Annotated in this window: 24 protein-coding genes; 15 read left to right on the forward strand and 9 right to left on the reverse strand. The window is 65.5% G+C overall.

From position 1 onward, the window contains the following. The first annotated feature begins 78 nt into the window (after positions 1-78). The 3 genes from GJ693_RS01105 to GJ693_RS01115 all read left to right on the forward strand — a co-directional run bounded on the left by GJ693_RS01105 (position 79) and on the right by GJ693_RS01115 (position 3,750). Positions 79-1,581, forward strand: coding sequence for a replicative DNA helicase (locus GJ693_RS01105; RefSeq protein ID WP_235902527.1), 1,503 nt, complete (start codon positions 79-81; stop codon positions 1,579-1,581). A gap of 162 nt (positions 1,582-1,743) precedes the next feature. Beyond that, positions 1,744-3,336, forward strand: coding sequence for a flavin monoamine oxidase family protein (locus GJ693_RS01110; protein WP_156254491.1), 1,593 nt, complete (start codon positions 1,744-1,746; stop codon positions 3,334-3,336). Between the two features lie 3 nt (positions 3,337-3,339). Beyond that, on the forward strand, positions 3,340-3,750 hold the full coding sequence (locus GJ693_RS01115; RefSeq protein ID WP_156254492.1) for a c-type cytochrome: 411 nt from the start codon (positions 3,340-3,342) through the stop codon (positions 3,748-3,750). Positions 3,751-3,789: 39 nt separating this feature from the next. Here GJ693_RS01115 and aceB read toward each other — a convergent pair whose 3' ends face one another. Both aceB and GJ693_RS01125 read right to left on the reverse strand, forming a co-directional pair. Beyond that, entirely contained in the window at positions 3,790-5,388 is a 1,599-nt protein-coding gene (gene aceB, locus GJ693_RS01120) for a malate synthase A (RefSeq protein WP_156254493.1), read from the reverse strand. A 10-nt stretch (positions 5,389-5,398) separates the two neighbouring features. Then, positions 5,399-6,817: a helix-turn-helix domain-containing protein gene (locus GJ693_RS01125; RefSeq protein WP_235902528.1), complete on the reverse strand. Its 1,419-nt coding sequence runs from the start codon at positions 6,815-6,817 to the stop codon at positions 5,399-5,401. 168 nt (positions 6,818-6,985) lie between these two features. On the opposite strand from GJ693_RS01125, the gene GJ693_RS01130 reads away from it, so the two are divergent. Further along, positions 6,986-8,578, forward strand: a complete 1,593-nt coding sequence (locus GJ693_RS01130; protein ID WP_156254494.1) for an isocitrate lyase — start codon at positions 6,986-6,988, stop codon at positions 8,576-8,578. A 249-nt stretch (positions 8,579-8,827) separates the two neighbouring features. On the opposite strand, the gene GJ693_RS01135 is transcribed toward GJ693_RS01130, so the two are convergent. Beyond that, a complete protein-coding gene (locus GJ693_RS01135) occupies positions 8,828-10,420 on the reverse strand; it encodes an ATP-binding protein (protein ID WP_156254495.1) in 1,593 nt (530 codons plus the stop codon). 106 nt (positions 10,421-10,526) lie between these two features. Here GJ693_RS01135 and GJ693_RS01140 point away from each other — a divergent pair, with 106 nt between their 5' ends. Then, a complete protein-coding gene (locus GJ693_RS01140; protein ID WP_235902531.1) occupies positions 10,527-11,480 on the forward strand; it encodes an SMP-30/gluconolactonase/LRE family protein in 954 nt (317 codons plus the stop codon). Further along, the gene (locus GJ693_RS01145; RefSeq protein ID WP_156254496.1) at positions 11,477-12,343 is read left to right on the forward strand and encodes an alpha/beta fold hydrolase; all 867 of its coding nucleotides are present in this window, start codon (positions 11,477-11,479) and stop codon (positions 12,341-12,343) included. Before GJ693_RS01140 ends, GJ693_RS01145 begins: the two co-directional genes overlap by 4 nt. Here GJ693_RS01145 and polA read toward each other — a convergent pair. Both polA and GJ693_RS01155 read right to left on the reverse strand, forming a co-directional pair. Further along, complete coding sequence (gene polA / locus GJ693_RS01150; protein ID WP_156254497.1) at positions 12,340-15,096, reverse strand: DNA polymerase I; 2,757 nt, start codon at positions 15,094-15,096, stop codon at positions 12,340-12,342. The two genes, GJ693_RS01145 and polA, sit on opposite strands and share 4 nt — an antisense overlap. Before the next feature lie 46 nt (positions 15,097-15,142). Continuing rightward, complete coding sequence (locus tag GJ693_RS01155; protein ID WP_197041861.1) at positions 15,143-15,733, reverse strand: M35 family metallo-endopeptidase; 591 nt, start codon at positions 15,731-15,733, stop codon at positions 15,143-15,145. A 98-nt stretch (positions 15,734-15,831) separates the two neighbouring features. On the opposite strand from GJ693_RS01155, the gene leuD reads away from it, so the two are divergent. The 8 genes from leuD (at position 15,832) to GJ693_RS01195 (ending at position 22,793) form a co-directional block, all read left to right on the forward strand. Then, complete coding sequence (gene leuD, locus GJ693_RS01160; protein WP_156254499.1) at positions 15,832-16,425, forward strand: 3-isopropylmalate dehydratase small subunit; 594 nt, start codon at positions 15,832-15,834, stop codon at positions 16,423-16,425. A 98-nt stretch (positions 16,426-16,523) separates the two neighbouring features. Further along, positions 16,524-16,823, forward strand: a complete 300-nt coding sequence (locus GJ693_RS01165; RefSeq protein ID WP_156254500.1) for a UrcA family protein — start codon at positions 16,524-16,526, stop codon at positions 16,821-16,823. A gap of 114 nt (positions 16,824-16,937) precedes the next feature. After that, positions 16,938-18,002: a 3-isopropylmalate dehydrogenase gene (leuB, locus tag GJ693_RS01170; RefSeq protein ID WP_156254501.1), complete on the forward strand. Its 1,065-nt coding sequence runs from the start codon at positions 16,938-16,940 to the stop codon at positions 18,000-18,002. Continuing rightward, positions 17,999-18,628 (forward strand): DUF502 domain-containing protein, encoded by a 630-nt coding sequence (locus GJ693_RS01175; protein WP_156254502.1) that lies wholly within the window; start codon positions 17,999-18,001, stop codon positions 18,626-18,628. Before leuB ends, GJ693_RS01175 begins: the two co-directional genes overlap by 4 nt. Further along, positions 18,625-19,839 (forward strand): dicarboxylate/amino acid:cation symporter, encoded by a 1,215-nt coding sequence (locus tag GJ693_RS01180; RefSeq protein WP_156254503.1) that lies wholly within the window; start codon positions 18,625-18,627, stop codon positions 19,837-19,839. The genes GJ693_RS01175 and GJ693_RS01180 overlap by 4 nt, the downstream gene beginning before the upstream one ends. Positions 19,840-19,849: 10 nt before the next feature. Then, entirely contained in the window at positions 19,850-20,944 is a 1,095-nt protein-coding gene (locus tag GJ693_RS01185) for a pyridoxal phosphate-dependent aminotransferase (protein WP_156254504.1), read from the forward strand. A 61-nt stretch (positions 20,945-21,005) separates the two neighbouring features. After that, entirely contained in the window at positions 21,006-22,046 is a 1,041-nt protein-coding gene (locus GJ693_RS01190; protein WP_156254505.1) for an aspartate-semialdehyde dehydrogenase, read from the forward strand. A 141-nt stretch (positions 22,047-22,187) separates the two neighbouring features. Further along, positions 22,188-22,793: an outer membrane protein gene (locus tag GJ693_RS01195; RefSeq protein ID WP_156254506.1), complete on the forward strand. Its 606-nt coding sequence runs from the start codon at positions 22,188-22,190 to the stop codon at positions 22,791-22,793. A 49-nt stretch (positions 22,794-22,842) separates the two neighbouring features. On the opposite strand, the gene GJ693_RS01200 is transcribed toward GJ693_RS01195, so the two are convergent. From GJ693_RS01200 to GJ693_RS01215, 4 genes are all read right to left on the reverse strand, one after another. Further along, a complete protein-coding gene (locus GJ693_RS01200) occupies positions 22,843-23,304 on the reverse strand; it encodes a DUF1203 domain-containing protein (protein ID WP_156254507.1) in 462 nt (153 codons plus the stop codon). A gap of 73 nt (positions 23,305-23,377) precedes the next feature. Then, a complete protein-coding gene (locus GJ693_RS01205; RefSeq protein WP_156254508.1) occupies positions 23,378-24,010 on the reverse strand; it encodes a 3-oxoacid CoA-transferase subunit B in 633 nt (210 codons plus the stop codon). Beyond that, complete coding sequence (locus tag GJ693_RS01210) at positions 24,010-24,720, reverse strand: CoA transferase subunit A (RefSeq protein WP_235902533.1); 711 nt, start codon at positions 24,718-24,720, stop codon at positions 24,010-24,012. Before GJ693_RS01210 ends, GJ693_RS01205 begins: the two co-directional genes overlap by 1 nt. A 118-nt stretch (positions 24,721-24,838) precedes the next feature. Beyond that, complete coding sequence (locus GJ693_RS01215; RefSeq protein WP_156254510.1) at positions 24,839-25,408, reverse strand: hypothetical protein; 570 nt, start codon at positions 25,406-25,408, stop codon at positions 24,839-24,841. Positions 25,409-25,534: 126 nt separating this feature from the next. Between GJ693_RS01215 and GJ693_RS01220 the strand changes: the two genes are divergently transcribed. Further along, positions 25,535-26,153: hypothetical protein (locus tag GJ693_RS01220; protein ID WP_197041862.1), on the forward strand; the 619-nt coding region annotated here is incomplete at its 3' end.

Consider the following 26,153-nt stretch of genomic DNA (forward strand, 5'->3'; position numbering starts at 1 on the left):
CTTTTCCACAGGGCTGCCCACCGCGAAATTTGCCGGCCCGCCTTGGCTTTGCCCCGGCGTTGCGCGATGGAAGCCGCCATGGTCAGTCTCCCTCCCTCGATCACCCCGTTGCGCCTTGTCGACGGTGGTCCGGGCACGCCGACCCTGCCGCAGAATCTGGAAGCCGAAGCCGCCCTGCTGGGCGCGTTGATGATCGACAATCGGCTGGTCGAAGATGTCATCACCAAGCTGAAGGCCGAGCATTTCGCCGATCCGCTGCACGGGCGCATCTACGCCGCGATCCTGACGCTGTCGGCGCGCGGCATGGCGGCGACTCCGGTGACCCTGAAGCCGATGTTCGAGGCTGATCCGGCGATGGCCGAACTGGGTGGCCCCGGCTATCTCGCCAGCCTGACCCAGAATGGCGCGGCGCTGCTGGCGGCACGGGATTTTGCCAGCCAAATCTACGACCTTGCCCTGCTTCGGGAGCTGATCCGCGTTGGCCGCGACATGGTCACCGAGGCTAGCGACACCAGCCGCGACATCGCGCCGATCAGCCAGATCGAAGCCGCCGAAATGGCGCTCTACAAGGTGGCGGAAGCCGGCGAGGTGCAGGGCGCGGTCAAGACCTTCCGCGAGGCCGCTCTTGAGGCTGTCGCCCAGGCCGATCGCGCCAAACGGTCGGGCGGGCATTTGTCGGGCTACACCACCGGCCTGACAGGCCTCAATGAGAAGATGGGCGGCCTGCACAAGTCCGACCTCCTCATCCTCGCTGGCCGCCCGGCGATGGGGAAGACCAGTCTTGCCACCAACATCGCCTTTTCCTGCGCCCAGCGTTTCGCGCAGGACAAGGCCCGCGGCATCGAGCCGGAAAAGTCCTCCGGCGCGCCGGTGGCCTTCTTCAGCCTCGAAATGTCGGCCGACCAGCTCGCCACCCGCATCCTGGCCGAACAATCGGAAGTGAACGGCGAGTCGCTCAGGATGGGCAAGATTTCCGACGAGGATTTCACCCGCCTCGCCCGCGCCTCCTCGGAGCTTTCGGCGCTGCCGCTGTGGATCGACGACACACCCGGTCTGTCCATCGCCGCGCTGCGCACCCGCGCCCGCCGCCTGAAACGCCAACACGGCATCGGGCTGATCGTCGTCGACTATCTCCAGCTGCTCTCCGGTTCCAAGACCAGTGGCAGCGACAACCGCGTGCAGGAGATTTCCGAGATCACCCGCGGCCTCAAGACCCTGGCAAAGGAATTGAACGTGCCTGTGATCGCGCTGTCGCAGCTGTCGCGCGCCGTCGAGAACCGGGAGGACAAGCGGCCGCAGCTGGCCGACCTGCGCGAATCCGGCACCATCGAGCAGGATTCGGACATCGTCATGTTCGTCTATCGCGAGGAATATTATCACAACCTCAAGCAGCCCGATCCCGAAGAGGCGGACAAGCACATCAAGTGGCGGGAAAAGGCCGAGAAAATCTTTGGCCTTGCCGAGGTGATCATCGCCAAGCAGCGCCACGGCGCCACGGGCACGGTGCCGCTGACCTTCATCAAGCAGTTCACCAAATTCGCCGACCGTGCCGAAGGCGAGTTCGGCGGCCCGGGCTATTGACGCAGGCGCTGCGCCAAAGCCGCTGAAAACCCCGTCATTTCGCCACTATCGACAGGCGGAGCGAGGGCGCATCGCACAGCATGATCGTCATCACCTCTGGTCAGCCGGCAATTGGCCTGCCAGAGTTGCATGACGCCACGCAAATGGGGGAAGCAGGGTCCGATGAACTGGGCTGAAAATGGTCCGACGCGCCGCGAGGTCCTGCGCGCCATTGGCATGATGGCTGGCACCGCCGTGCTGTATCAGGCGATGGAGGTGCTGGGCCACGCCAAGGAAACCCAATTCGCTGGCCCGCCCAATCTGCAGGGCGCCCGGCCGGGAACCAAGGTGATCGTGCTCGGCGCCGGTCTGGCTGGCATGCTGGCCGCCTATGAACTGGGCAAGGCCGGCTATGACGTGCAGATCCTTGAATACAACAACCGCCCCGGCGGGCGGAACTGGTCGCTCTATGGTGGGGACACCTATACCGAACTCGGCGGCGCTACCCAGAAGGTCGGCTTTGCGCCCGGCAATTATCTCAATCCCGGCCCTTGGCGCATCCCCTATCACCACCGCGCGCTGCTGCATTATTGCAAGAAGTTCGGCGTTGCGCTGGAGCCGTTCATCCAGATGAACCAGCAGGCGCTGGTGCACTCGGCCAAGGCGTTCGGCGGCAAGCCGATGCGCTATCGCGAGCTGCACGCCGATTGGGACGGCAATGTTGCCGAACTGCTGTCGAAAGCGATCGACAATCGCGGCCTCGACAGCGTGCTGACCAAGGACGACGCAGACCGGCTGCGGCTGGCGCTGCGCGAATGGGGCGCGCTCGATCAGGACTTCAAATACACCAAGAACTACCGCTCCTCCCGCCGTCGCGGCTTCGAACGCGCCCAAGGTGGCGGCGTGCTCGGTGAGCCGATCCCGTCCGAACCCTATCCGTTCAAGGACATCATGGATTCAGGCATCTGGCGGGTCGTGGCCCAGCACATGAACCTCGATCACCAGCATTCGATGTTCCAGCCGGTGGGCGGCATGGGCATGATCGGCCGCGGCTTTGCCAAACAGGTCGAAGGCAAGATCCGCTTCAACCAGAAGGTGACCAGCATCAGCCAGCAGGGCGGCAAGGTGACGGTGACCCACACCGACACCGGCAGCGGCGTCACCGGCACCACCGAAGCGGATTATTGTGTCTGCACCATCCCGCTGTCCGTGCTCAGCCAGATCGACGTCGATTGCTCGCCCGGTCTTGATGCCGCCATCCACGCCGTGCCCTATTCCAACTCGGTGAAGGTCGGCCTCGAGTTCAAGCGCCGCTTCTGGGAAGAGGAAGAGGCGATCTATGGCGGGATCAGCTTCACCGACCGCGAGATCAGCATGATCTCCTATCCGTCGGGCAAGCTGCACAGCGATGGCCCGGCGGTGATCCTGGGCGCCTACACCTTCGGGCCGGCCAGCTACAAATTTGCCGGTATGCCACCCGAGGAGCGCATCGCCCGCGCGCTGGAGCAGGGCAGCGTCTTCCACCCCGGCCGCTACAAGGAAGAGTTCATCGGCGGCGCCACCGTGGCGTGGAGCCGGTCGCCCTTCACCCTGGGCTGCTGCGCACAGTGGAACGAGGACACCCGCAAGGAACATTACCAGACGCTGGTCGCCGTCGATAACCGGCTGGTGCTGGCCGGTGAGCATGCCAGCTATGTCGGCTGCTGGATGGAAGGCGCGATCCTGTCGTCGCTCGATGCCATCACCCGTCTGCACAAGCGCGCGCTGGAGGCCTGATCAATGCGTTTCGTCCTGCTTGCCGTAACGCTGACCCTTGGCCTTATCGCCGGCCCGGCGCTGGCCCAGAAGCCGGCCAAACCGGCCCCCACGCCGCATCCGGGAGCCGAGGTCTATCAGAACATCTGCCAGGCCTGTCACATGGCCAATGCCATGGGCGGTGAAGGCGCCGGCCGCATCCCGGCGCTGGCGAAGAACGGCGCGCTGGAAGCCGCCGCCTATCCGATCATGGTGGTGACCGGCGGCAAGGGCGCCATGCCCTGGTTCCGCGGCCTGTTGACGGACCAGCAGATTGCCGACGTCATCAACTATGTCCGGACCAATTTCGGCAATAAATACAAAGACAAGGTGACGCCGGCCCTGGTCGCCGAACTGGGCGTGCCGGCGCCGAAGGGCGGCAACCGCGAGCAGTGAGGGCGGCGGCTCCTCCCCATGGGGAGGAGCCGGGCTGGCTCATTTGGCGAAATAATAGGCGTATGCCGGTGAAGTCAGGAACGGTTCCAGCCGTTCGGCCAGCACCAGGGTGCGGAACAGTTCGGCAGCTTGCCTGTACATGCCGGCTTCGAAGAAATTGTCCCCGACCTGGGCCTTGTATAGCGCCATTTGTTCCTCGGTGACGCGGGTGATCAGGGCGACGTCCACCGCTTCGCCGCTGTCCAGCGTGGCGCCGTGGGTGCGCCATTGCCACAGCTGGGTGCGGCTGATCTCGGCCGTGGCGGCATCCTCCATCAGATTGTGCAGCGGCACCGCGCCCTGGCCACGCAACCAGGCCGCGACATAGCCTATGCCGACATTGATGTTGTTGGTCAGCCCCGCCAGCGTGCGCGGGCCGGTCGGCGGCGTCACCAGATCATCGAACGTCGCTTCGCCGGCCGGTATCACGTGCAGCTGGTTGGGCGTCGGCATCAGCCGGTCAAACACCTCGCGCGCCACGCTGACCAGGCCGGGATGGGCGACCCAAGTGCCATCATGGCCCAGCTTCGCCTCGCGCTCCTTGTCGGCGCGCACGGCGGCAAAGGCCTTCTCGTTGGCAGCCTCGTCGTCCTTCACCGGGATGAAGGCGCTCATGCCGCCCATGGCGTGGGCGCCGCGGCGGTGGCACACGCGCACCACATGCGCGGCATAGGCGGCCATGAACGGCACCGTCATCGTCACTGCGGCGCGATCCGGCAGCAGCTTGGTGTGATCTGCCTGGAAGGTCTTGATATAGCTGAAGATATAGTCCCACCGGCCGCAGTTGAGCGCGGTGATGTGGTCGCGCAGTTCATAGAGGATTTCCTCGGCCATGAAAGCGCCGGGCAGCGTTTCGATCAGCACGGTGGCGCGGATGGTGCCCAGCGGCAGACTGAGCATCGACTGAGCGGTGATGAAAAGATTGTTCCACAGCCGCGCCTCCAGGCTGTGCTCCAGCTTGGGCAGGTAAAAGTAGGGCCCGCTGCCCCTGGCCAGCAGCGTGTGCGCATTGTGGAAGAAATAGAGACCGAAATCGAAGATCGCGCCGGCGACGCGCTGGCCATCGACGATCAGGTGCGCCTCATCGAGATGCCAACCGCGCGGCCGGCAGATCAGCACGGCGGTCTTGTCGTACAGCCTGTAGCTTTTGCCCTTGTCCTCAAGGCTGATCGTGCCGGCCGCCGCATCACGCAGATTGACCTGGCCCTGCACCATCACGTCCCAGGTCGGTGCCGAGGCGTCTTCCAGGCAGGCCATGAAGCACTGCGCGCCGCTGTTGAGTGCGTTGATCACCATCTTGCGATCACACGGCCCGGTGATCTCCACCCGGCGGTCAGTGAGATCGGCCGGGGCGGGGCGAACCTGCCACGAACGATCATCGCGGATCGCCGAATATTCCGGCGCAAAGCCGATGAAGCCGTCCTCATTGGTCCAGGTCTGGCGCTGCGCCCGAGCGCGCAGCAGGCTCTGCCGCGTCGGCTCATACATGCGGTGCAGCTGCGCGACGAAGGCCAGTGCCTCGGGGGTGAGGATGGTCTCGTAACCGGGCTGCATCGCGCCCTTGATCTCGACGCCCTGGAGAACCGGGTTGCTGGTCATGAAAGGCCTTTCATTCGTCGGTGAAGCGGAAGGGGGTGAGCACGCGCTGGCGCTCGTCGAAGGCAAGATGGGCGCCGGCCGGCGGGGCACCGCGCTGGCGGCAGGCCGCGCGGTGGCAGGCAGCGCAGCCGGGTCCGATCGGCGTGGTCGGGCCGTTCAATTCCAGGCCGGCGCTCCACGACAAGGCGCCAGCGTGGGCGACGTCGCAGCCGATGCCGATGGCAAAGCCGGGGCGCGGCACCCCCCAGGGCAGGGCAGCGGTGCGGATGGTGCGGGCGATGGTGAGAAAGCGCTGGCCGTCTTCCAGTTCGACCAACTGGCGGCGGATTTCGCCAGGCCGATCAAAGGCGTGATAGACGTGCCACAGTGCGCAGCCGCCAGCGACCGGCAGCGGTGATGGGCCGGGGGCGAAGCGCTTGGAGACCATGCCGGCGCGGTCCACGCGCAGGAAGAAGAAAGGCACGCCGCGCGCGCCGGGGCGGTGCAGCGTGGTGAGCCGATGCGCCACCTGTTCGAGGCCACGGCCAAAGCGCGCCTGCAGCAGTTCGACGTCATAGCCGGTGGCCTCGCAGGCGGCGAGGAAACGCGCGTAAGGCATCAGCGTGGCGGCGGCGGCGTATTTGGCCATGGCGACGGTGGCGGCGCGGGCGTCGAGCGGATCACTGATGCCGGCGCCGGCGATGGTGGCGGCAATTTCCGCCTTCAGTTCGATCAGCACCAGTTGCACGGCAGCGGCAAAGCCCCGGCTGGCGGCATCCAATGACTCCGACAATTGCAGCTGGCGCGAATGGAGATCGAGCCGGCGCAAATGGCCCGGCATAACCTCCAGCGGCAGCGCCCGCACGGTGATGGCGTGGCGGGCGCGCAGCCGCTCGACCACGGCGGCGTTGAGATCCGGGCCGGACAGGCGCAGTTCGTCGGCCAGCTTTTCCGCCGCCTCGTCGAGCGCGGGAAAATGATTGCCCGCGGCATCGATCATCTGCGTGACGGCGGCAATGGGGCCGGGTGGTGGCGGTTCCGGCCCGGTGGCCGGCGTGGCGGCAGCGAGGCGCAGCAGCGCATGGGCGATGGCCGGTGCGCGAGCGGCGAGGTCGCGCAGCTCGCTCCTGGGCACGTCGATGCCGATCAGCCGCGGATCAGTGAACAGCTTTGACAGGTCATCGACCAGCTCGCCCTCGTCATCTCCAGTCAGGCCACGGATATCGAGGTCGTAATTCTGGGCGAGCTTGAGCAGGAAACTGGCCGACAGCGGGCGCTGATCACGCTCGATCAGGTTGAGGTAAGACACGGAAACCCCAAGATCATTGGCCATCCGCGTCTGCGTGAGCCCGCGGGCATTGCGCAGCCGGCGCACGCGCGCGCCGGCGAAGATCTTGCGGCCGTTGCCCAGGGATTCGGGCAGGGCGGGCGAGGCGGGCAAGTCTGTCAATATTTTTACAACTTCACAGCCTCATCCGGCGAAACTGGCACATTTACACACGATTCTTTGACTGAATCGGGTTGACCGGGCGGTAGCCCAAGCGCAGGGCGTTGACAAGTTTTACCGGCAGGGCGCGCCAGTGACCTTGCCAAAATGTCAGCGCAAGAGGAGTGGGCGATGGGCTATCAATCCGAAATCAAGGCTGCTGCCGCCGACGTGACCGGCAAGCTGGGCTGGGAATCGATCAGCGCCGAAAGCGTGGCGCGCATGCGCCTGCAGAACCGCTTCCAGACCGGACTCGACATCGCGCGCTACACCGCTGCCATCATGCGCCGCGACATGGCCGCCTATGATGCCGATCCGGGTGCCTACACCCAGTCGCTGGGCTGCTGGCACGGCTTCATCGGCCAGCAGAAGCTGATCTCGATCAAAAAGCATTTCGGTACCACCGACAAGCGCTACCTCTATCTGTCGGGCTGGATGATCGCCGCGCTGCGCAGCGAATTCGGCCCGCTGCCCGACCAGTCGATGCACGAGAAGACCAGCGTGCCGGCCCTGATCGAGGAGCTCTACACCTTCCTGCGCCAGGCCGACGCCCGCGAACTGGGCGGCCTGTTCCGCGACCTGGATGCCGCCCGAAAGGCTGGCGATGCCGTGAAGGCCAAGGCCATCGAGAACCAGATCGACAATTTCCAGACTCACGTGGTGCCGATCATCGCCGACATCGATGCCGGTTTCGGCAACGCGGAAGCCACTTATCTGCTCGCCAAGAAGATGATCGAGGCCGGCGCCTGCGCGCTGCAGATCGAGAACCAGGTGTCCGATGAAAAGCAGTGCGGCCACCAGGACGGCAAGGTGACCGTGCCACACGAGGACTTCGTCGCCAAGATCCGCGCCATCCGTTACGCCTTCCTGGAACTGGGCGTGGAAGACGGCATCATCGTCGCTCGCACTGACAGCCTTGGCGCTGGCCTCACCAAGCAGATCGCCTTCAGCCGCGAGCCGGGCGACATTGGCGACCAGTACAACAGCTTCCTTGATTGCGAGGAAATCGACGTTGGCCAGGTCGGCAATGGCGACGTCGTCATCAGCCGCAATGGCAAGCTGCTGCGTCCGAAACGGCTGGCGTCCAACCTGTTCCAGTTCCGCGCGGGTTCGGGGGAGGATCGCTGCGTGCTCGACTGCATCAACAGCCTGCAGAATGGCGCCGACCTCCTGTGGATCGAGACGGAAAAGCCGCACATCGGCCAGATCGCCGGCATGGTGAACCGCATCCGCCAGGTCATCCCCAATGCCAAGCTGGTCTACAACAATTCACCCAGCTTCAACTGGACGCTGAATTTCCGTCAGCAGGTCTATGATGCGTGGGTGGCGGCCGGCAAGGACGTGAGCGCCTATGACCGGGCTAGGCTGATGAGCGTCGATTATGATGGCAGCGAGCTGGCCGCAGAAGCCGACGAACGCATCCGCACCTTCCAGCGCGATGCGGCGCGCGAGGCCGGCATCTTCCACCACCTGATCACGCTGCCGACCTATCACACGGCGGCGCTGTCCACCGACAATCTGGCGAAGGAATATTTCGGCGACGCTGGCATGCTGGGTTATGTGAAGAACGTGCAGCGCGCCGAGATCCGCCAGGGCATCGCCTGCGTGAAGCACCAGAACATGTCGGGTTCCGACATTGGCGATGATCACAAGGAATATTTTGCCGGGGAGGCCGCGCTGAAGGCTGGTGGCGTGCATAACACGATGAATCAGTTTGCCGCGTAGCGCGGCGCGCAAATAGCGGAGCTATTTGCCGACTCGCGCAAGCGCGGACGGCGAGCGAAAAAGGCGGCTCTCAAGCCGCCTTTTTTGACTCGTTCGACGGCGTGGCTTTGCCGCGCACTTCTCGCCTTCTTCCTTGGCGCAGAAGGGGACTCGGCGGCTCCGCCGCCGGCCGCGCCCAGTCGGGCAGAATCCGGCGCGTAATCTACGCCCCCACCCCCAACCCCTCCCGCAAGCGGGAGGGGAGCCGTGTCACCGCACGTTCGCCCGCCAGCGCGCGATCACCCGGCCCAGCATGTCGCTATCGTCGCCGGTCTTCACCCACAGTTCGCTGAACACCGGGTCGTCGCTCATCGGCCGCTTGGCGGCTTCCAGTTCATCCAGCCGCACCCGGATCGGCGCCGGCACGCCCTCGCCGGAGATGATGCATTCGCGGTTGCGCAGCGCCGGGATGGCTTCCAGCAGGCTGCGGCCGCCCTCGGGCAGGGCCGCCTTGACGAAATCCTGGTCGCGCTCATTGTTGAGGCGCAGCGAGACGATGGTGCCGCACTGGGAAAGCGCGCCTTCGGCGAGGTCAGACGGGCGCTGGGTAACGAGGCCCAGCGACACGCCATATTTGCGCCCTTCCTTGGCGATGCGTTCCAGCACGTCGCGCACCGGCGAGCGCAGCGAGATGGCGCGATTGGGGATATAGCGGTGGGCTTCCTCGCAAATCAGCACCACCGGGCGGCGGCGTTCCCCGCGCGACCAGACGGCGAAATCGAAGACGATGCGGCTGAGCACGGAAACGACCGCGGTGACGATACTGGTCGGCACGCCCGACAGGTCGATCACCGAGATGGGCTTGCCATCCACCGGCAGGCGCAGCATCCGGGCGATGAAATCGGCCATGGTGTCGTTGGAATAGCGCCGGTCGAACATGAACTGCTGGCGCGGATCGCGCATCACCTGGTCCAGCTTGTTCTTGATGCGGATATAGTTGGTGGCGTTCTGGGCTTCCGACATCTTGCCCATCTCGCTCTGCAGCGCATCGCTGAGGTTGGAGAGCAGATATGGGATGGGCGTATCGGTGGTGACGGCGCCGAGGCCTTGCGCATAGACCGACTTGGCCCGCGCCATCTGCAGGCAGCGCGCCAGGATATCGCGGTCCATGTCGCGCGCGGCGCCTTCGCTGGTCAGCAGCACCTCGCAATGTTCCTCGAAGTTCAGCAGCCAGTAGGGCAGTTCCAGATTCTCGACGTTGAACACCATGCCGGTGTTCTCGAACGCCTTGGCATATTCGCCGTGCGGATCGATCATCACGACATGGCCTTCGGGGGCCTTTTCGATGATGCGGTGCAGGATCAGCGCGGTGGAGGTGGATTTGCCGGTGCCGGTCGAGCCGACAATGGCGAAATTCTTGGACAGGAAGGTATCGAAGAACACGGCGGCGCGCACGTTGGCGGTGGGATAGACAACCCCCACCTGGATGTGCGGGCGATCATCGCCGGAGAACACCCGCGCGGCTTCCGGGCTGGTCATCGGATAGGCCAGGCTGCCGGCGCGCGGATAGGTGCCGACACCGCGGCTGAAGCCGGTGATGCTGCGATCAGGCCCGATCGCCGCTTCGCCGACCAGATCGACCTCGGCGACGGCAACGCTGTCCTGCCAAGTGATGCCGCGCAGCGTGGCGACGACCCAGCGGCTGCCGGATTCAACCTTGATCAGGCTGCCCAGCATGCCGGCCGCGGCGATCACTGCATCGGGATTGTCCTTCAGGCTGGCGGCGGCGGCAATATCGATGCGCAAGCGCAGGTGGCCGGCGCTGACGCCCACCACTTCACCGATCACCGTTTCCTCGTGCATGGCGTATCACTCCCTCGCGCTGCCCGATGTGCCCCGATTTGGGTTAAGATTGGCTTACACCCCCGATGATTTGCCGAGTTTGCACTGGCGCGGCTGCCGGTCCACCATGGCGAAAATTGGGGAGAAGAGCATCATGACCGGCATGTACCCGCACACGATCGTGGCCGAAGGGCTGGAGTTCCCGGAGGGGCCGGTGGCCATGGCCGATGGCAGCGTGCTGGTGGTGGAAATCCGCCCCGGCCGCATCACCCGGATCCACCCCGATGGCCGCAAGGAGACGGTGGCAACGCCGGGCGGCGGCCCCAACGGCATGGCGGTGGGGCCGGATGGCGCGCTCTATGTCTGCAACAATGGCGGGTTCGAGTGGTACGAGCAGGATGGCATTCTGCTGCCTGGCAACGCCGCGGCCGATTATTCCACGGGCCGCATCGAGCGCATCGACATCGCCACCGGGCAGGTGGATCGCCTGTACGACAGCTGCGACGGACACCGGCTGTCAGGCCCCAACGACATCGTGTTCGACGCCCATGGCGGCATGTATTTCAGCGATCTCGGCAAGCATTTCGATCACCACAGCGAGCATGGCGGCATCTTCTATGCCCTGCCCGATGGCTCGAAGATCAGCCGGCTGATCAGTGGCCCGGATTGCAACGGCATCGGCCTGTCGCCCGATGGCCGCACCCTCTATGCCGCGTCCACCGTGCGGCGGATCATCATGGCGTTCGATGTCGTGGCGCCCGGCGTGCTGGCGCCGGAGCCGCTGCCGGCGGTGCCGGGCCGTTTTGTCACCAGCTGGTCGAACAAGACCTATCTCGATTCGCTGGCGATCGAAGCCAACGGCAATATCGCGCAGGCGACGCTGATCGAGAATGCAGGCGTGACCAGCGTCGATCCGGCCACGGGCGCGCAGGAATTTTTCCCGTTCCCCGATCTGCTCACCACCAACATCTGCTTTGGCGGGGATGACATGATGGACGCCTGGGTGTGCCTGTCGACCACTGGCAAGCTCGCCAAGTGCCGCTGGCCGCGGCCGGGGCTCAAGCTCAACTATAACGCATGATCCTGAGGGCCAACGGACTGGACTTTGCCTGCGATGTCGCCGGTGAAGGCCCCGACGTGGCGCTTTGCCTGCACGGCTTCCCGGAATCGCGCTTTTCCTGGCGGTTCCAATTGCCTGTTTTGGCGGCGCAAGGCTGGCAGGCGGTGGCGCCCGATATGCGCGGCTATGGCCAGTCCAGCCGGCCGACTCCAACCTATGATGGCAAGACCGCCTATCACATCGATCATCTCGTCGACGATGTGGTGGGGATGTTCGACGCCCTGAAACCACGCCGCAAATTGCTGGTGGCGCATGATTGGGGGGCGCTGGTCGCGTGGGTGGTGGCGATGCGGCGCGCGGTCGATCTCGATGGCTTGATCATCATGAACGTGCCGCACCCGACGGTGTTTGCCGATCTGATCAGCCATTATTGGCCGCAGCGTTTGAAGAGCTGGTATGTGCTGTTCTTCCAGATCCCATGGCTGCCCGAGTATCTGCTCCGCCAGAATCGCGCTGAGGGGATCGCCAAGGCGTTCCTCAACATGGCGGTGGAAAAGGGCGCGTTCCCGCCTGAGGTGCTGGAGGTCTACCGCCAGAACGCCCTCATCCCTGGCGCACTGACGGCGATGATCAACTATTATCGCGCCAATCTGAAGTTGCTGGCGGAAACCAGCCCGCCGATCAGCGTGCCGACGCTGATGCTGTGGGGCGAACAGGATACGGCGCTCGATGTGAAGCTGACCGAAGGCTATGGCCCCCACGTGCAGGATTTCAGCCTGGTGCACTTCCCGAACGTCTCGCATTGGGTGCAGCAGGAGGCGCCGGGACCGGTGAACGCGGCGATGCTGGACTGGTTGCAGGCAAAGGGGCTGGCCCGCGCCTAGTGCGCATCCCCCCACGACGCGCCTTGGCCGATCTCGACGCCCAGCGGCACCGAAAGGTCCACCAGTGGCCGGTGGGCGTTGGCCATCACGTCGCGGATCACCGGCTGCACAGCCTCCACTTCGGCCTGAGGCACCTCGAACACCAGTTCATCGTGCACCTGCAACAGCATCTTCGTGCCCGTCAGCCCCGCCGCCTTCAGCGCGCTAGGCATCTGCACCATCGCTCGCTTGATGATGTCGGCGGCGGTGCCCTGCACGCGGGCGTTGACGACGGCGCGTTCGGCAAAGGCGCGCTCGCCCTGGTTCTTGGAGAGGATCAGCGGCGCGTGGCATTTGCGGCCGAACAGCGTCGTCACGAAGCCGGCATCCTTCGCAAACGCGATGGTTTCGGCCATGTAGTTGCGGATGCCCGGAAAGCGGCTGAAGTAGAGCTCGATGTAACGCGCCGCCTCGCCGCGATCGATGCCCAGCCGCTGCGCCAGGCCAAAGGCGGAAATGCCGTAGATGATGGAGAAGTTGATCGTCTTGGCCCGGGCGCGGGTGTCGCGATCGACGTGGCCAAAGACCTCCTTGGCTGTCAGCGCGTGCACGTCCTCACCCGCGGCATAGACCGATTTCAGTTCCGGCACGTCGGCGATATGGGCGACCAGCCGCAATTCGATCTGGTTATAGTCCGCCGCCATGATGACGTTGCCGGGTGCAGCGACAAAGGCATGGCGGATGCGCCGGCCCAGTTCGGTGCGGATCGGGATATTCTGCAGATTGGGGTCGTTGGACGAGAGCCGCCCGGTCGAGGTGGCGGCAAGGTGGAAATTGGTGTGCACCCGGTCAGTCGCCGGGTTGATCTGGGCCTGCAGCGCGTCGGTGTAGGTGGATTTCAGCTTCGAATGCTGGCGCCAATCGAGGATTTTCTGGGCAATGGGTGCGCCCTCTTCGGCCAGCCGCTCCAGCTCGCTGGCGTCGGTGGTCCATTGGCCGGTCTTGCCCTTCTTGCCGCCCTTGTAGCCCAGCTTGTCGAACAAGATCTCGCCCAGCTGCTTGGGGCTGCCGATGGTGAACGGCCCACCGGCGAGCTCGTGGATCTCAAGTTCCAGCCGGCTGATCTCGGCCTCATAGAGTGCCGACAGGCGGGCCAGCTCGGCGCGGTCCACCTTGATGCCGGCCATTTCCATCTCGGCAATCACCGGGATCAGCGGGCGGTCCACCTGCTCGTGGATTTGGGTCACCTGTTCCTTCCACAGCCGGCGGCGGAAGCCCTGCCACAGCCGAAAAGTGACATCGGCATCCTCGGCGGCATAGTCGGTGGCGCGGCGCAGGTCGACTTCGGCGAAACTTTTCAGCCCCTTGGCGACATCCTTGTAGGCAATAGGCGTGTGGCCCAGATGGCGGGCGGAGAGATCGTCCATGCCGTGATTCCAGCGCCCGGCATCGAGCGCGTAGGAGAGCAGCATGGTGTCGTCATAGGGTGCCAGCACCGGCACGCCGTGGCGGGCCAGCACGATCAGATCATATTTCAAATTCTGGCCGATCTTCAGCACCGCCGGGTTGGCGAACAGCGGGTTCAGCCGGGCGATGGTCTCGGCGAGGCCCAGCTGCGGCGGCCGTTCGGCGAACATGCCGTCGCCAGTGCCGTGGGCGACGGGGATATAGCAGGCCTTGCCTGGCGCGGTGGCGAGGCTGATGCCCACCAGGTCGGCGCGCATCTGATCGGTGCTGGTGGTTTCGGTATCGACCGCCACCGCGCCGAGCCGCGTCGCCTCGGCAATCCACCAGTCCAGCCGGTCGAGTGTCGTCACCGTCTCGTAATCGGCGTGGATGAAAGCAACTTCGTCCTCCACCACGCTGGCGGTCGAGGGCCGATGCGTGTTGGGCGCCGGGCCGCTGGCGCCGCTGCTGCCCAGCTTGGCCAGCATGGCGCGGAAGCCGTGCTTTTTCAGGAAGGCCGCCAGCGGCTCATGCGGCGGCTCCTTGAGCGTGAGATCATCGAGCGGTGCCGGCAGCGGCAGGTCATCCTTGAGCTTGACCAGTTCGCGCGACAGCCGCGCCATGTCGATGCTGGCGGCCAGTGTCTCCTTCAGCTTGGGCTTCTTGATCGCCTCGATGTTGGCGATCACGCCTTCGACACTGCCATAATCGCGGATCAGTTCGGCCGCGGTCTTGGGGCCAACGCCCTTCACACCGGGGATATTGTCGGCGCTGTCACCCATCAGCGCCAGCACCTCGCCCACTTGCTCGGGCGGCACACCGAACTTCTCGATCACCTCGGCGCGATCGATGGTCTGGTTCTTCATCGTATCGAGCAGGTTGATGCCGGGGCTGACCAGCTGCATCAGATCCTTGTCGGAACTCACGATGGTGACGTTCATTCCCGCCGCCTGCGCCGCCATCGCGTAACTGGCGATGATATCATCGGCTTCCACCCCGGCCTGTTCGAAGCAGGGCACCGAAAAGGCCCGCACGGCATCGCGGATCAGCGGGAACTGCGGGATCAGGTCTTCCGGCGCCGGCGGGCGATTGGCCTTGTACTGATCATACATGTCGTTGCGGAAGGTGTGGCTGCCGGCATCGAGCACCACGGCCAGGTGAGTCGGCGCTTCCGCCTTGTTCAACTCCGCGATCAGTTTCCACAGCATGGCGGTGAAGCCATAGACGGCGCCGACCGGCGTGCCATTCGGGTCGGTCAAGGGCGGCAGCCGGTGATAGGCGCGGAAGATGAAGCTGGAGCCGTCGACGAGGTAGAGATGCTGGGCCATGGCGATGACCTAGCAGTGCGCGCCCGCAGACTCCATGGCCCGCCGGTCAGCAATCACGCCAGAACAGCCCATAATTTTCGGCATTGTTCATCGCCTTGGCCGGCTGGGCAGCAAAGCCGAGGCAGGTGCCGGGATCATAGCTATGATCCTCGGTCGCCAACACCTTGTGGGTCAACTCGTGATAGACAGTCCACGCCCGCTCCTCGGCCGGTGCCCCAAAGAAGCTGTTGGCGATATAGATCCGCATGCCGGAGCCGACGTGGCTCATCAGGCCACTGGCGCCCATCGGCCCAATCTCGCTGCGACGATCGGTCGGGAAGGCATAGGCATAGGTGCCGTCAAGTTCGAGGCCGTCATGCCCAACCGGCAGCAATTGCGGGTTATAGAGCGACTTGTATTCAACCTTCAGCTTGGCATCGATGCGATTGACGAAGGTGAGCGTGCGGTTGGGATCGCGCACGACAGCGGCCATCATGTTCAGATAGCGGAACAGGCGGGTCCGGTCGGCCGCGCCGAACCAGCGGGTCATCGCCGCACCGTCCTGCAGCGTGTTGCCCAACTTGGACGCCATCATGGTGTAGGCATCAGCCAGCACCTCCTGGGTGCCGGGCGAAAATCCTTCATAGCGCAGCTTCATGGTCTCTGTTCCCTTCTGCTCGCCTGCCGGCACAGGATAGGGAGGCAGACAACGAGTCGCCATGGATTTCTGCTCGGCTTTCTGGCAACGGGGCCACTATGCAGCCTTTCACCACGCTTTCCGGCCAGGCCATCCCGTTCGGCGCAGCAAACATCGATACCGATGTCATCATCCCGGCGCGCTTCCTGAAGACGATCAGCCGGCTCGGCCTAGGCAAGGGCGCCTTTTCGGCACTGCGCGAGAATCCCGACAATGTGTTCGACGCGAACGCCGGCGCGCCGATCCTGATTGCCGGGCATAATTTCGGCTGCGGCTCCAGCCGTGAACATGCGCCCTGGGCGCTGGCCGATCTCGGCATCCGCGTCGTCATCTCGCCGGGCTTTGCCGACATCTTTGCCGGCAATGCCTTCAAGAACGGCCTGCTGCTGGTGACCCTGCCGCAAGAGGCGGTGGACCGGCTGATGGAGGTGGCGCGCGAAGGCCAGCCCATCACCGTCGATCTGGAGAACCAGGTGGTGACGACGCCATTCCAGGACCGCTTCACCTTCCCGATGGACCCGTTCCGCAAGCAATGCCTGATCAGCGGGCAGGACGAGATTGGCCTCACCCTCGCCATGACCGATGGTATCGCCGCCCACGAAGCGCGTCTGGCGGCCGAGCGACCGTGGATCGCCGGCGCGGCCGCCCGCTGAACCCGTCGCCGCGCCTACGTCATTTGACGTAGATTTTCGGGATCATCCGGCATAGACTGCGACAGCCTGCCGCACCCGGCAGGATGGGGAGATGACCCATGCCACGAACTGCCCTGTTGCTGCTGGCGGCTGTTGCCGCGCCTGCGCTGGCCCAATCCACCATCACCGTTGCCAGCCATGCCGACCGTTACCCAAGCGTGCAGGTCGCCGTTGGCGATCTTGATCTGACCAGCGCCGACGGCCAGCGCCGCCTGGATGACCGGCTGATGCGCGCGGCAGCCCAGGTCTGCACCATGACCCGGCTGCGCGACCTGTCGGAATCGCGCCTGGTTGATCGCTGCCGCGCTGACACGCTGGCCCGCGCCCGCGCCGCCCGCGGCACCAGCATCGCCGATTGAGACACCCTGGGGAGGGTCGCCGGCCTGCCGCGCCTGCCGGTGCGGCAGGCCGGCTCGCATCCATGGCCAATTGACGATGTTGGCAGGCGTGGCGGTTGCCGGTAAGGGCTGGGCATGACCAAGACACTGCTGCTGTTGCCTGGGGATGGTATTGGCCCCGAAGTCACCACCGTTGCCCGCCGCGTTGCCGGCCGGCTGATCACGCAGGGCCTTGCCCTTGTCGTGGAGGAAGCTCCGTTCGGTGGCGCCAGCATCGACGCGCACGGCGTCCCGCTCACCGACGAGACGCTGACGCGCGCAAAGGCCGCCGATGCCGTGCTGATGGGCGCGGTGGGCGGCCCGAAATGGGCCGGCCAACCCTATGACAAGCGGCCTGAGGCTGGGCTGCTGGCCTTGCGCGCCGGCATGAATGTCTATGCCAATCTGCGCCCGGCCCGCTGCTTTTCGGCACTGGCCGATGCCTCGACGCTGAAGCGGGTGTTTGTCGATGGCCTCGATATATTGTTCGTGCGCGAGCTGACCGGCGGCGTCTATTTCGGCAGCCCCCGCGGTGTCGAAACCCTGCCCGATGGCCAACGCCGTGGGGTCAACACGCATGTCTATACCACCAGCGAGATCCACCGCGTCGCCCGCATCGCCTTCGAGCTGGCCCGCGCCCGCAAGGGTGAAGTCGTCTCGGCCGAAAAAGGCAATGTGATGGAAGCCGGCCTGATGTGGCGAGAGGATGTGCAGGCGCTGCGCGATGCTGAATATCCCGACATCAAACTCTCGCACATGCTGGCCGACAACATGGCGATGCAGCTGGTGCGCAACCCCAAGCAGTTCGACGTGATCCTGACCGACAATCTGTTCGGCGACATATTGTCGGATGAAGCCGGCATGCTCACTGGTTCGCTGGGCATGCTGCCGTCCGCTGCGATTGGCGATGCCGGCACGCCCGGCCTCTACGAACCCATCCATGGTTCCGCGCCGGATATCGCCGGCCGCGGTGTCGCCAATCCGTGTGCCGCGGTGCTCAGCCTGGCCATGGCGCTGCGTTACAGTCTGGGTGCACCGGCCCTTGCCGACAAGGTGGAGGCCGCCGTCGAGGCTGCGCTCGATGCCGGGGCGCGCACGCCTGACCTGGGCGGGACCATGACCACCACGGCCATGGGCGACGCGATTCTGGCGGGCCTTTGATCCGCAAGTTTCTCAGTCCTTTCGCCACCGGGCTGCTGTTCCTGGCGCCGGTGCTGCTGACGCTGATCCTGCTCAACTGGCTGTCCGGCTATCTGATCGCCGCATTGGGGCCGAACACGCCGCTGGGCTATGTGCTCGGCAAGGCCGGCATGTTCTTCACGCCCTCGCCGCTCGCTGCCTTCTGGACCGGGATCGGCATGGCGGCATTGCTGGTCTGGGTGATCGGCCTCGCGGTGCAGACGCGCTTTCGCCAGCGGCTGGAAGGCGGGCTCGACGGCCTGATCGCCCGTATCCCGGTGCTCGGCCCCCTGTATCGCCCGCTGGCGCAGTTCGTGCGGATGATGGGCTCCTCCCCCGGCGGCGAGATGAGTGGCATGTCGGTCGTCTCGGTCAGCTTCAGCAACCATGTCGAGGCGCTTGCGCTGCTCACCTCCCCGCGCATCCATGATTTCGGCCAGGGCCCGCGCTACCTGATCCTCATTCCTACCGCGCCAGTGCCGGTGGGCGGCGGCATGCTGTTCGTCGAGACCGGCCGGGTGAAACCGGTCCCTTCGATGGGCGTCGATGACCTGGCCAAGCTTTATGTGACGATGGGCACATTATCGGGCAGCGAGCGCGCATCATGAACCTGACCCTGCGGATCTTCCTGGCGTTGCTCGCCGGCCTGGTGGTCGGCGCGCTGCTGCCGGCAGATATCGGCGCGCCGCTGCTGCCGGTGACCGACGCCATCGGCAATCTGTGGCTGCAGGCGCTGCAGATGACGATCATCCCGCTGATCGCCGGGCTGTTGTTCACCGGCATTGCCCAATCGGTCGGTCAGGCCGGCGGCGGGCAAGTGGCGGGCAGAGCGCTGCTCACCTTCCTCGTGTTGCTGATCTTTTCGTCGGTCTGGTCGATGATTTTCGTGCCTTTGTTCCTCGATTGGTGGCCGGCGCCGGTGGAAGCGGCCGCGCAGATCGTTGCCAGCAGCAAGGGGAGCGCGGCGGCTGGCGACATCAAGATCGATCTTGGCCAGTGGCTGCTGTCGCTGGTGCCGGCCAATATCTTTGCCTCGCTGGCCAAGGGCGACATGCTGCCGGTCGTCAGCTTCATCGCCGTGTTCGCGCTGGCGGCGACCCGGCTGGATGATGAGCGGCGGCTCGGCCTCGTCCGCCTGTTCGACGCCGTGAAGGACGCCATGCTGGTCCTCGTCGGCTGGATTTTCGTCGTCGCGCCGCTGGGCGTGTTCGCGCTGGCCGTGAGTGTCGGCATCAAGGCCGGGCTGGGTGCCTTCGGCCTGCTCGGCCATTATATCGCCGTTCTCGTGTCGGTGCAGGTTGGCCTGATCATCCTCGTCTACCTGCTCGCCGTTGCCTTCGGCCGCGTCGGCCCGCTGGCCTTTGCCCGTGCCGCGCTGCCGGCGCAGGCGGTGGCAGTCTCCACCCAGTCCAGCATTGCCAGCCTGCCGGCCATCTTCAGCGGTGCCGCGCAGCTGGGGCTGCCAGAGGCCACGACGCGGGTGGTGCTGCCGCTGGCAGTGAGTATTTTCCGCATCACCTCGCCCTGCGCCAACATCGCTGTCGTGCTCTATTGTGGCCATCTCTATGGCATGGAGCATACGGCGCTGGCCTATCTGGGGGCGCTGCTGGCCGCGCTGGTGGCGGCGGTGTCCACCGGTGGGCTTCCGGGGTCCATCACCTTCCTCGCTGCCTGCGTGCCCATCGCCAATGCCATGGGCGTGCCGGTCGCCGTGCTGCCCGTGTTGCTGGCGGTCGAACTGGTGCCCGACGTGTTCCGCACGCTGGGCAATGTGACGACCGACCTGGCGGTGACCGCCATCCTGAGCCGGAAACGCTGAGGAGCCACAGATGGAGCTGCCGCATTTCGCCCTGGATGAATGGCTGTCGTCCTACAATTTTGCGACGCCGCCGATCGAATTTGACCTGGCGTCGAGCACCGGCCCCGGCTTTACGGTGGCCGAACTGGCGGCGCTGGGCGGCGGCCTCGACCTCGGGGATATCGCCCTCAGCTACGCACCGGCGCAAGGCTCGGCCGCGGTGCGGGCGGGCGTGGCGGCCCTGCACGACGCCGATCCGGACTGGGTGGTGATGGCCACCGGCGCGTCCGAAGCGCTGGCGATCATCCTGTGCCTGGCCAGCGAACCCGGCGCCAATATCGTCATCCCCGATCCCGCCTATCCGGCTTATGAAGGCATGGCGCAGGCGTCAGGCTTGGCGACGCGGTCCTACGCCATGCAGGGCGCCACCGGTTTCAGCCTGGATCCCGAGGCCATACTGGCGGCCGTGAACGACGCAACCCGGCTGGTCCTGCTCAACACGCCGCACAATCCGACCGGCGTGGTGATGCCGCGGCCGGTAATCGCGACTTTGGCGGCGGCGCTGGCGGAACGGTCGATCCCGCTGCTGATCGATGAAGTCTATCACCCGCTCTATTTCGGCGCACCGCAGGCTTCGGCCGCCGGCATTCCCAATGTCGTGGTAATCAGCGACCTGTCGAAGGCGATGTCGCTGCCCGGCCTGCGCACCGGCTGGATCATCGAGCCCGACCCGCAGCGCCGCCGCGCCATGATCAATGCCCGCAGCCACTTCACCATCAGCGGCTCGCCGGTGCTGGAGCGGCTGGCCACCCACGCCCTCATCAACCGGCACGCCATTCTGGCGCGGCTGCGGCAGGTGGCCGACCGAAACCGGGCGCAGCTGGCCGCCCTGATCGACCAGTCGGGTGGGCAACTGGCATGGACCCCGCCCGCTGGCGGCACCACCTGCTTCCCCTGGTTCAGCGACGGCCGTGACAGCCGGCCCTTCTGCGCGGCGCTGGCCGCGGCCGGCGTGCTGGTCGCGCCCGGCGACTGTTTCGGCCACAAGGCGCACATGCGGATCGGCATAGCCCACCAGGCGACCGGCTTTGACGCGGCGCTGGAACGGTTCGTGGCCCTGCTTTGATGTGCTTGGCTCTGGACTCTGCGGCCTGATGCGGTAACAGCCGCAGCCCAAGGAGCTGAACATGGGTTACAAGGTCGTTGTCGTCGGCGCCACCGGCAGTGTCGGGCGCGAAATGATGAACATTCTGGCGGAACGCCAGTTCCCGCTGGACGATATCGCGGCGGTCGCCTCGTCACGCTCCACCGGCGACATGGTCGAGTTCGGCGAGACCGACCGCATGATCAAGGTGCAGAATATCGAGCATTTCGATTTCACCGGCTGGGACATCGCGCTGTTCGCCGCCGGTTCCGGCCCGGCAAAGATCTATGCCCCCAAGGCCGCGTCGCAGGGCTGTGTGGTGATCGACAACAGCAGCCTGTTCCGCATGGAGCCGGACGTGCCGCTGATCGTGCCGGAGGTGAACCCGGAGGCGATCGACGGTTATAAAAAGCGCATGATCATCGCCAACCCCAACTGCTCGACGGCGCAGATGGTGGTGGCGCTGAAGCCGCTGCACGACGCCGCCATCATCAAGCGCGTGGTGGTGAGCACCTACCAATCGGTGTCGGGCGCCGGCAAGCAGGGCATGGACGAGCTGTTCACGCAGAGCCGCGCCATCTTCGTGGGTGACGAGCCCGTGAACGAGAAGTTCACCAAGCGCATCGCCTTCAACGTCATCCCGCATATCGACGTGTTCATGGGCGCCGACAGCGGCATGGACGGCTACACCAAGGAAGAGTGGAAGATGACGGCGGAGACCCGCAAGATCCTCGATCCCGAGATCGAGGTGACGGCGACCTGCGTGCGGGTGCCGGTGTTCGTTGGCCATTCGGAAGCCATCAATGTCGAGTTCGAAATGCCGCTGTCCGTCGCCAAGGCGCAGAGCCTGCTGCGCGAGGCGCCGGGCATCATGCTCGTCGACAAGCGTGAGGACGGTGGTTACGTCACCCCCATCGAATGCGTCGGCGATTATGCCACCTTTGTTTCCCGCGTGCGCAAGGATCCGACCGTGGAGCATGGCCTGGCGCTGTGGTGCGTGTCGGACAATCTGCGCAAGGGCGCCGCGCTGAACGCCGTGCAAATCGCCGAGCTGCTGGGGCGCCGGCATCTGAAGAAGGGATGAACCAAAGGCGGCAATGCTGGGGCAGTTCTGCCCTAATGTCCTGAAATTGCCCAAGTTGGTTCAGTCCCGAGCCAGAGACCATGGCCTAGATCCTTGTGCAGCCGGCACCCCCCATCGCCGGCCACACACAAGGAAAACACCATGTCGCGTTTCGCTCTCGCCCTGCTCGCCGCCGCTGCCATTGCTGGCCCGGCCGCGGCGCAGACGGCTGACAAGAACTTCAACGGCCCCTTCATCGGTGGCCAGATCGGCTGGCAGCAGGACCGCCAGTCGCTGACCGACAGCAGCGTGCCGCCGGTCACCACCCGCGCCAAGGGTGATGGTTTCGCCTATGGCGGCCAGATCGGTTATGATCTCAATCTCGGCAAGGCCGTGGTTGGCCTCGAAACCTCGCTGACCGGCCGCACCGGCAGCAACCGCTTCCCGACCTTCGACCTGGACGCGGGCCGCACCGTCAACGTGACGGCGCGTGCCGGCATCTTGGTGGCGCCCGACTCGCTGCTTTATGCCCGCGGCGGTTACTCCAACGCCCGCTTCTCGATCACCAACCCCACCGGCCCGTCGGAAAATCGTGACGGCTACACCGTGGGTGCAGGCTTCGAGAAGATGCTGACCCGCAATGTCTCGGCCCGCGTCGAGTACAACTACAGCGATTACGGCAACGACACGCTGCCGGGCGCTGGCGGGCCGGCGACGCTGAACTACCACCGCCACGCGGTGATGACTGGCGTCAACTTCCGCTTCTGATCGGCTGACCTGAACGAGGGGCCGGTGGCAGCTGCCGCCGGCCCCTTTTTCATGCCCGTTCGAACCGGCAGAGATAGCAGCCGGCCAGCGCCGTGTGGCAGTTGAGAAAGGCCACGTCTGGCCGGGCGAGCAGATCACGGATCACCTGGTCGTGACCGCCGTCCAGCACCAGCGTGTTGGCCGGATAGACCATCAGGCCATCTGCATCATAGGCGCGCAGCGCCACCTTGCGGGCGGCGACCACGGGCGGCACCACGCCGGGTGCATCCCACGCCTGCTCACCATCAACGCTGAGAAAGATCGGTGACTGTAGTGCATAGACGCCGGCCGGTTCCGGCACGGCCCAACTGAACAATCGCATGTGGCTGCCGGCCGGATGGTCGGTCAGCGTGAAGCGGCAGGGCCCGCCACTGTCCCTGATGATCATCCGGTTGCCGGCCACATCGTGGCTGGCGGCGCGCAGGCGGGTGGCGGTGGCATGATCCATGCCGATGGCGCGGAAATCGGTCATTGCGGGCTCCTGGTCTGGAGCCTGCCTTAATCCTGATCTGCGGTACTGGTCTGGCGGGATTCAGACCGTGATTTCAGGCCTCGAAATGGCCTTCGGTGCGCGCCCGCAGCGTGTCGAGATCGACGCCCGGCGCCAGTTCAACCAGCCGGAACGGCGCCCCCTTGGCCGGCCGGGCCAGCACGGCGAGATCGGAGATCACCATGTCCACCACACCCTTGCCGGTGAGCGGCAGGGTGCAGGCGGTCTTGAACTTGGCGCTGCCATCCTTGGCATTGTGCTCCATCAGCACGATGATCTTCTTGACGCCCGCGACCAGGTCCATGGCGCCGCCCATGCCCTTCACCATCTTGCCGGGAATCATCCAGTTGGCGATGTCGCCATTGTCGGCGACTTCCATGGCGCCCAAAATGCTCAGGTCGATATGGCCGCCGCGGATCATGGCAAAGCTGTCGGCGCTGCTGAAGTAACTGGTGCGGTCAAGCTCGGTGATGGTCTGCTTGCCGGCATTGATCAGATCCGGGTCTTCCTCGCCGGCAAAGGGAAACGGCCCCATGCCGAGCATGCCGTTTTCGCTCTGCAGCGTCACATCCACACCGTCGGGGATGAAATTGGCCACCAGGGTCGGCATGCCGATGCCGAGGTTCACATAGAACCCGTCCTTCAGTTCCTGCGCGGCGCGGGCGGCCTGTTGATCACGCGTCCACATTACGCCGACTCCCTTTCCCGCACAGTCCGCTGCTCGATCCGCTTCTCGTAATCCTGCCCAACAAACAGCCGCTGCACGAACACGCCCGGCGTGTGGACATGATCGGGATCGAGGCTGCCGGCGGGCACCAGTTCCTCCACCTCGACCACCGTCACCTTGCCGGCCGTCGCCATCATCGGGTTGAAGTTGCGCGCCGTCTTGCGGAAGACGAGATTGCCGTACGGGTCGGCCTTCCACGCCTTGACGATGCTCAGGTCGGCCACCAGCCCGGTTTCAAGGATATAGGTCTCGCCGCCGAACTCCTTGTGCTCCTTGCCTTCCGCCACCAGCGTGCCGACGCCGGTCTTGGTGTAGAAGCCCGGAATGCCGGCTCCGCCGGCGCGGATGCGCTCGGCCAGCGTGCCCTGCGGGTTGAACTCGAGGCTAAGCTCGCCCGACAGATATTGCCGCTCGAACTCCTTGTTTTCACCGACATAACTGGAGATCATGCGAGCGATCTGGCGCGTTTCGAGCAGCAGGCCGAGCCCGAAGCCATCGACGCCGGCATTGTTGGAAATGCAGGTCAGGCCCGTCACGCCGCTGTCGCGCAGCGCTGCGATCAGCTTTTCGGGGATGCCGCACAGGCCGAACCCGCCGGACATGATCGTCATCCCGTCGAACAGCAGGCCATCAAGCGCGGCCTTCGCATCGGGATAGAGCTTGTTGGCCACCTGGGCCTCCCTTTCATGTTGCATCTGCGAGATAACCAGATTGTCGCAACCGCGCCAGCCTGATTCCGCCGCATCGCCACCGGCCGAAAGGCGACAAAGGCGACAGTTTCAGCCGGAATCATCGTTGATTTTGCAGGTTTTTCGTCTGCACCCGAGCCGGCCTTGTCTGACGCAGATCGTTCACAGCGTCGTCGGGCGCGATCAGGCGCAGGGTCAGGGGCAGATAGGGGGCATCGCGCGCCTCGTGCTCGGCATCGGCCGACGGCACCCAATCGGCGCGATCGGGCAGCGTTTCGATGGCATCGCGGAACGCCTGCAGGGCGGCCAGTTCCGCCTTCGCGCTGCGCTCACGATCTTCGGCGCGTTTCAGCATGTGCAGCAGCAGGCGCACATGCGCTGGCCTGCGGCGCACGGCGACAATCAGGCCCTCGCGTTCAAGCACCTCCTCCTCGCCATGCAGCACGCGTTCCAGCGCGACCTGCGGCACCTGCGCAAAGGCGTCGGCCAGCGCCAGATCCCACAAGGCGCGAAAATCGACGGCATCGGGATGGCGACGCAGGCGATAGGCCGAGGCGCGATTCAGGCCGGCGCGGCGGGCAGCAACGCTGACCGAGCCGGTATCGGCCAGGGCCTGGAGGAAGAGTTGCTGGCGGGCGGGCGTCCAGCCATCGTGACGGGGCCGCAGCACGGCGGGCGGGGGGTGCGGGGGGTCGCTCATTGGCGAAGCCTATCATTGCCGCCTGTGTGTAGGACAGCGCATCACCCGGTCCGATTTTCGCGGGACGGAGCCGCAGCTCTCCGCTATCTGGCGGGCATGAGCCCACTTGATATCGCCATCACCGAAGGCCGTCGCTTCATCGACAGCCAATCCACCCGCAGCGTTGCCCCCACCGGCCGCCGCGCCGACATAGTGGCGCCGATGCCGGCGGCCATGCCCGCCACCGGCATGGACCCGGCCGAGGTGGTGCGCCTGATCGCCCGCGCTGCCGAGCCGGGCCTGATGGGCAATCTGGGCGGACGCTTCTTTGCCTGGGTGAAGGGCGGCGCCCTGCCCGCCGCGCACGCCACCGATGTGCTGGCGACCTTGTGGGATCAGAATGTCGTGCTCGCCGCCACCAGCCCGGCCGGGGCGGTGCTGGAGGAGGTGGCGGGCCGGCTGCTGCTCGATGCGCTGCACCTGCCCGCCGACTGCGCCTACAGCTTCACCACCGGCTGCCAGATGAGCCACGCCACCGCGCTGGCCGCCGCCCGCCATCATGTGCTGGCGCGTGCGGGTTGGGACGTGGAGGTGGACGGCCTGTTTGGCGCGCCGCCGATCTGCGTGCTGGCCAACGCCCACCGCCATTCGAGCGTGGACCGCGCGCTGCGGTTGCTGGGGATCGGCACCGCCGCGATCGTGCCGCTGGGCGGCGGCGGGCCGGGCAAGGTCGGTG

It is taken from the genome of Sandarakinorhabdus oryzae (assembly GCF_009733735.1).
GTDB classification, from domain to species: Bacteria; Pseudomonadota; Alphaproteobacteria; order Sphingomonadales; family Sphingomonadaceae; genus Sandarakinorhabdus; species Sandarakinorhabdus oryzae.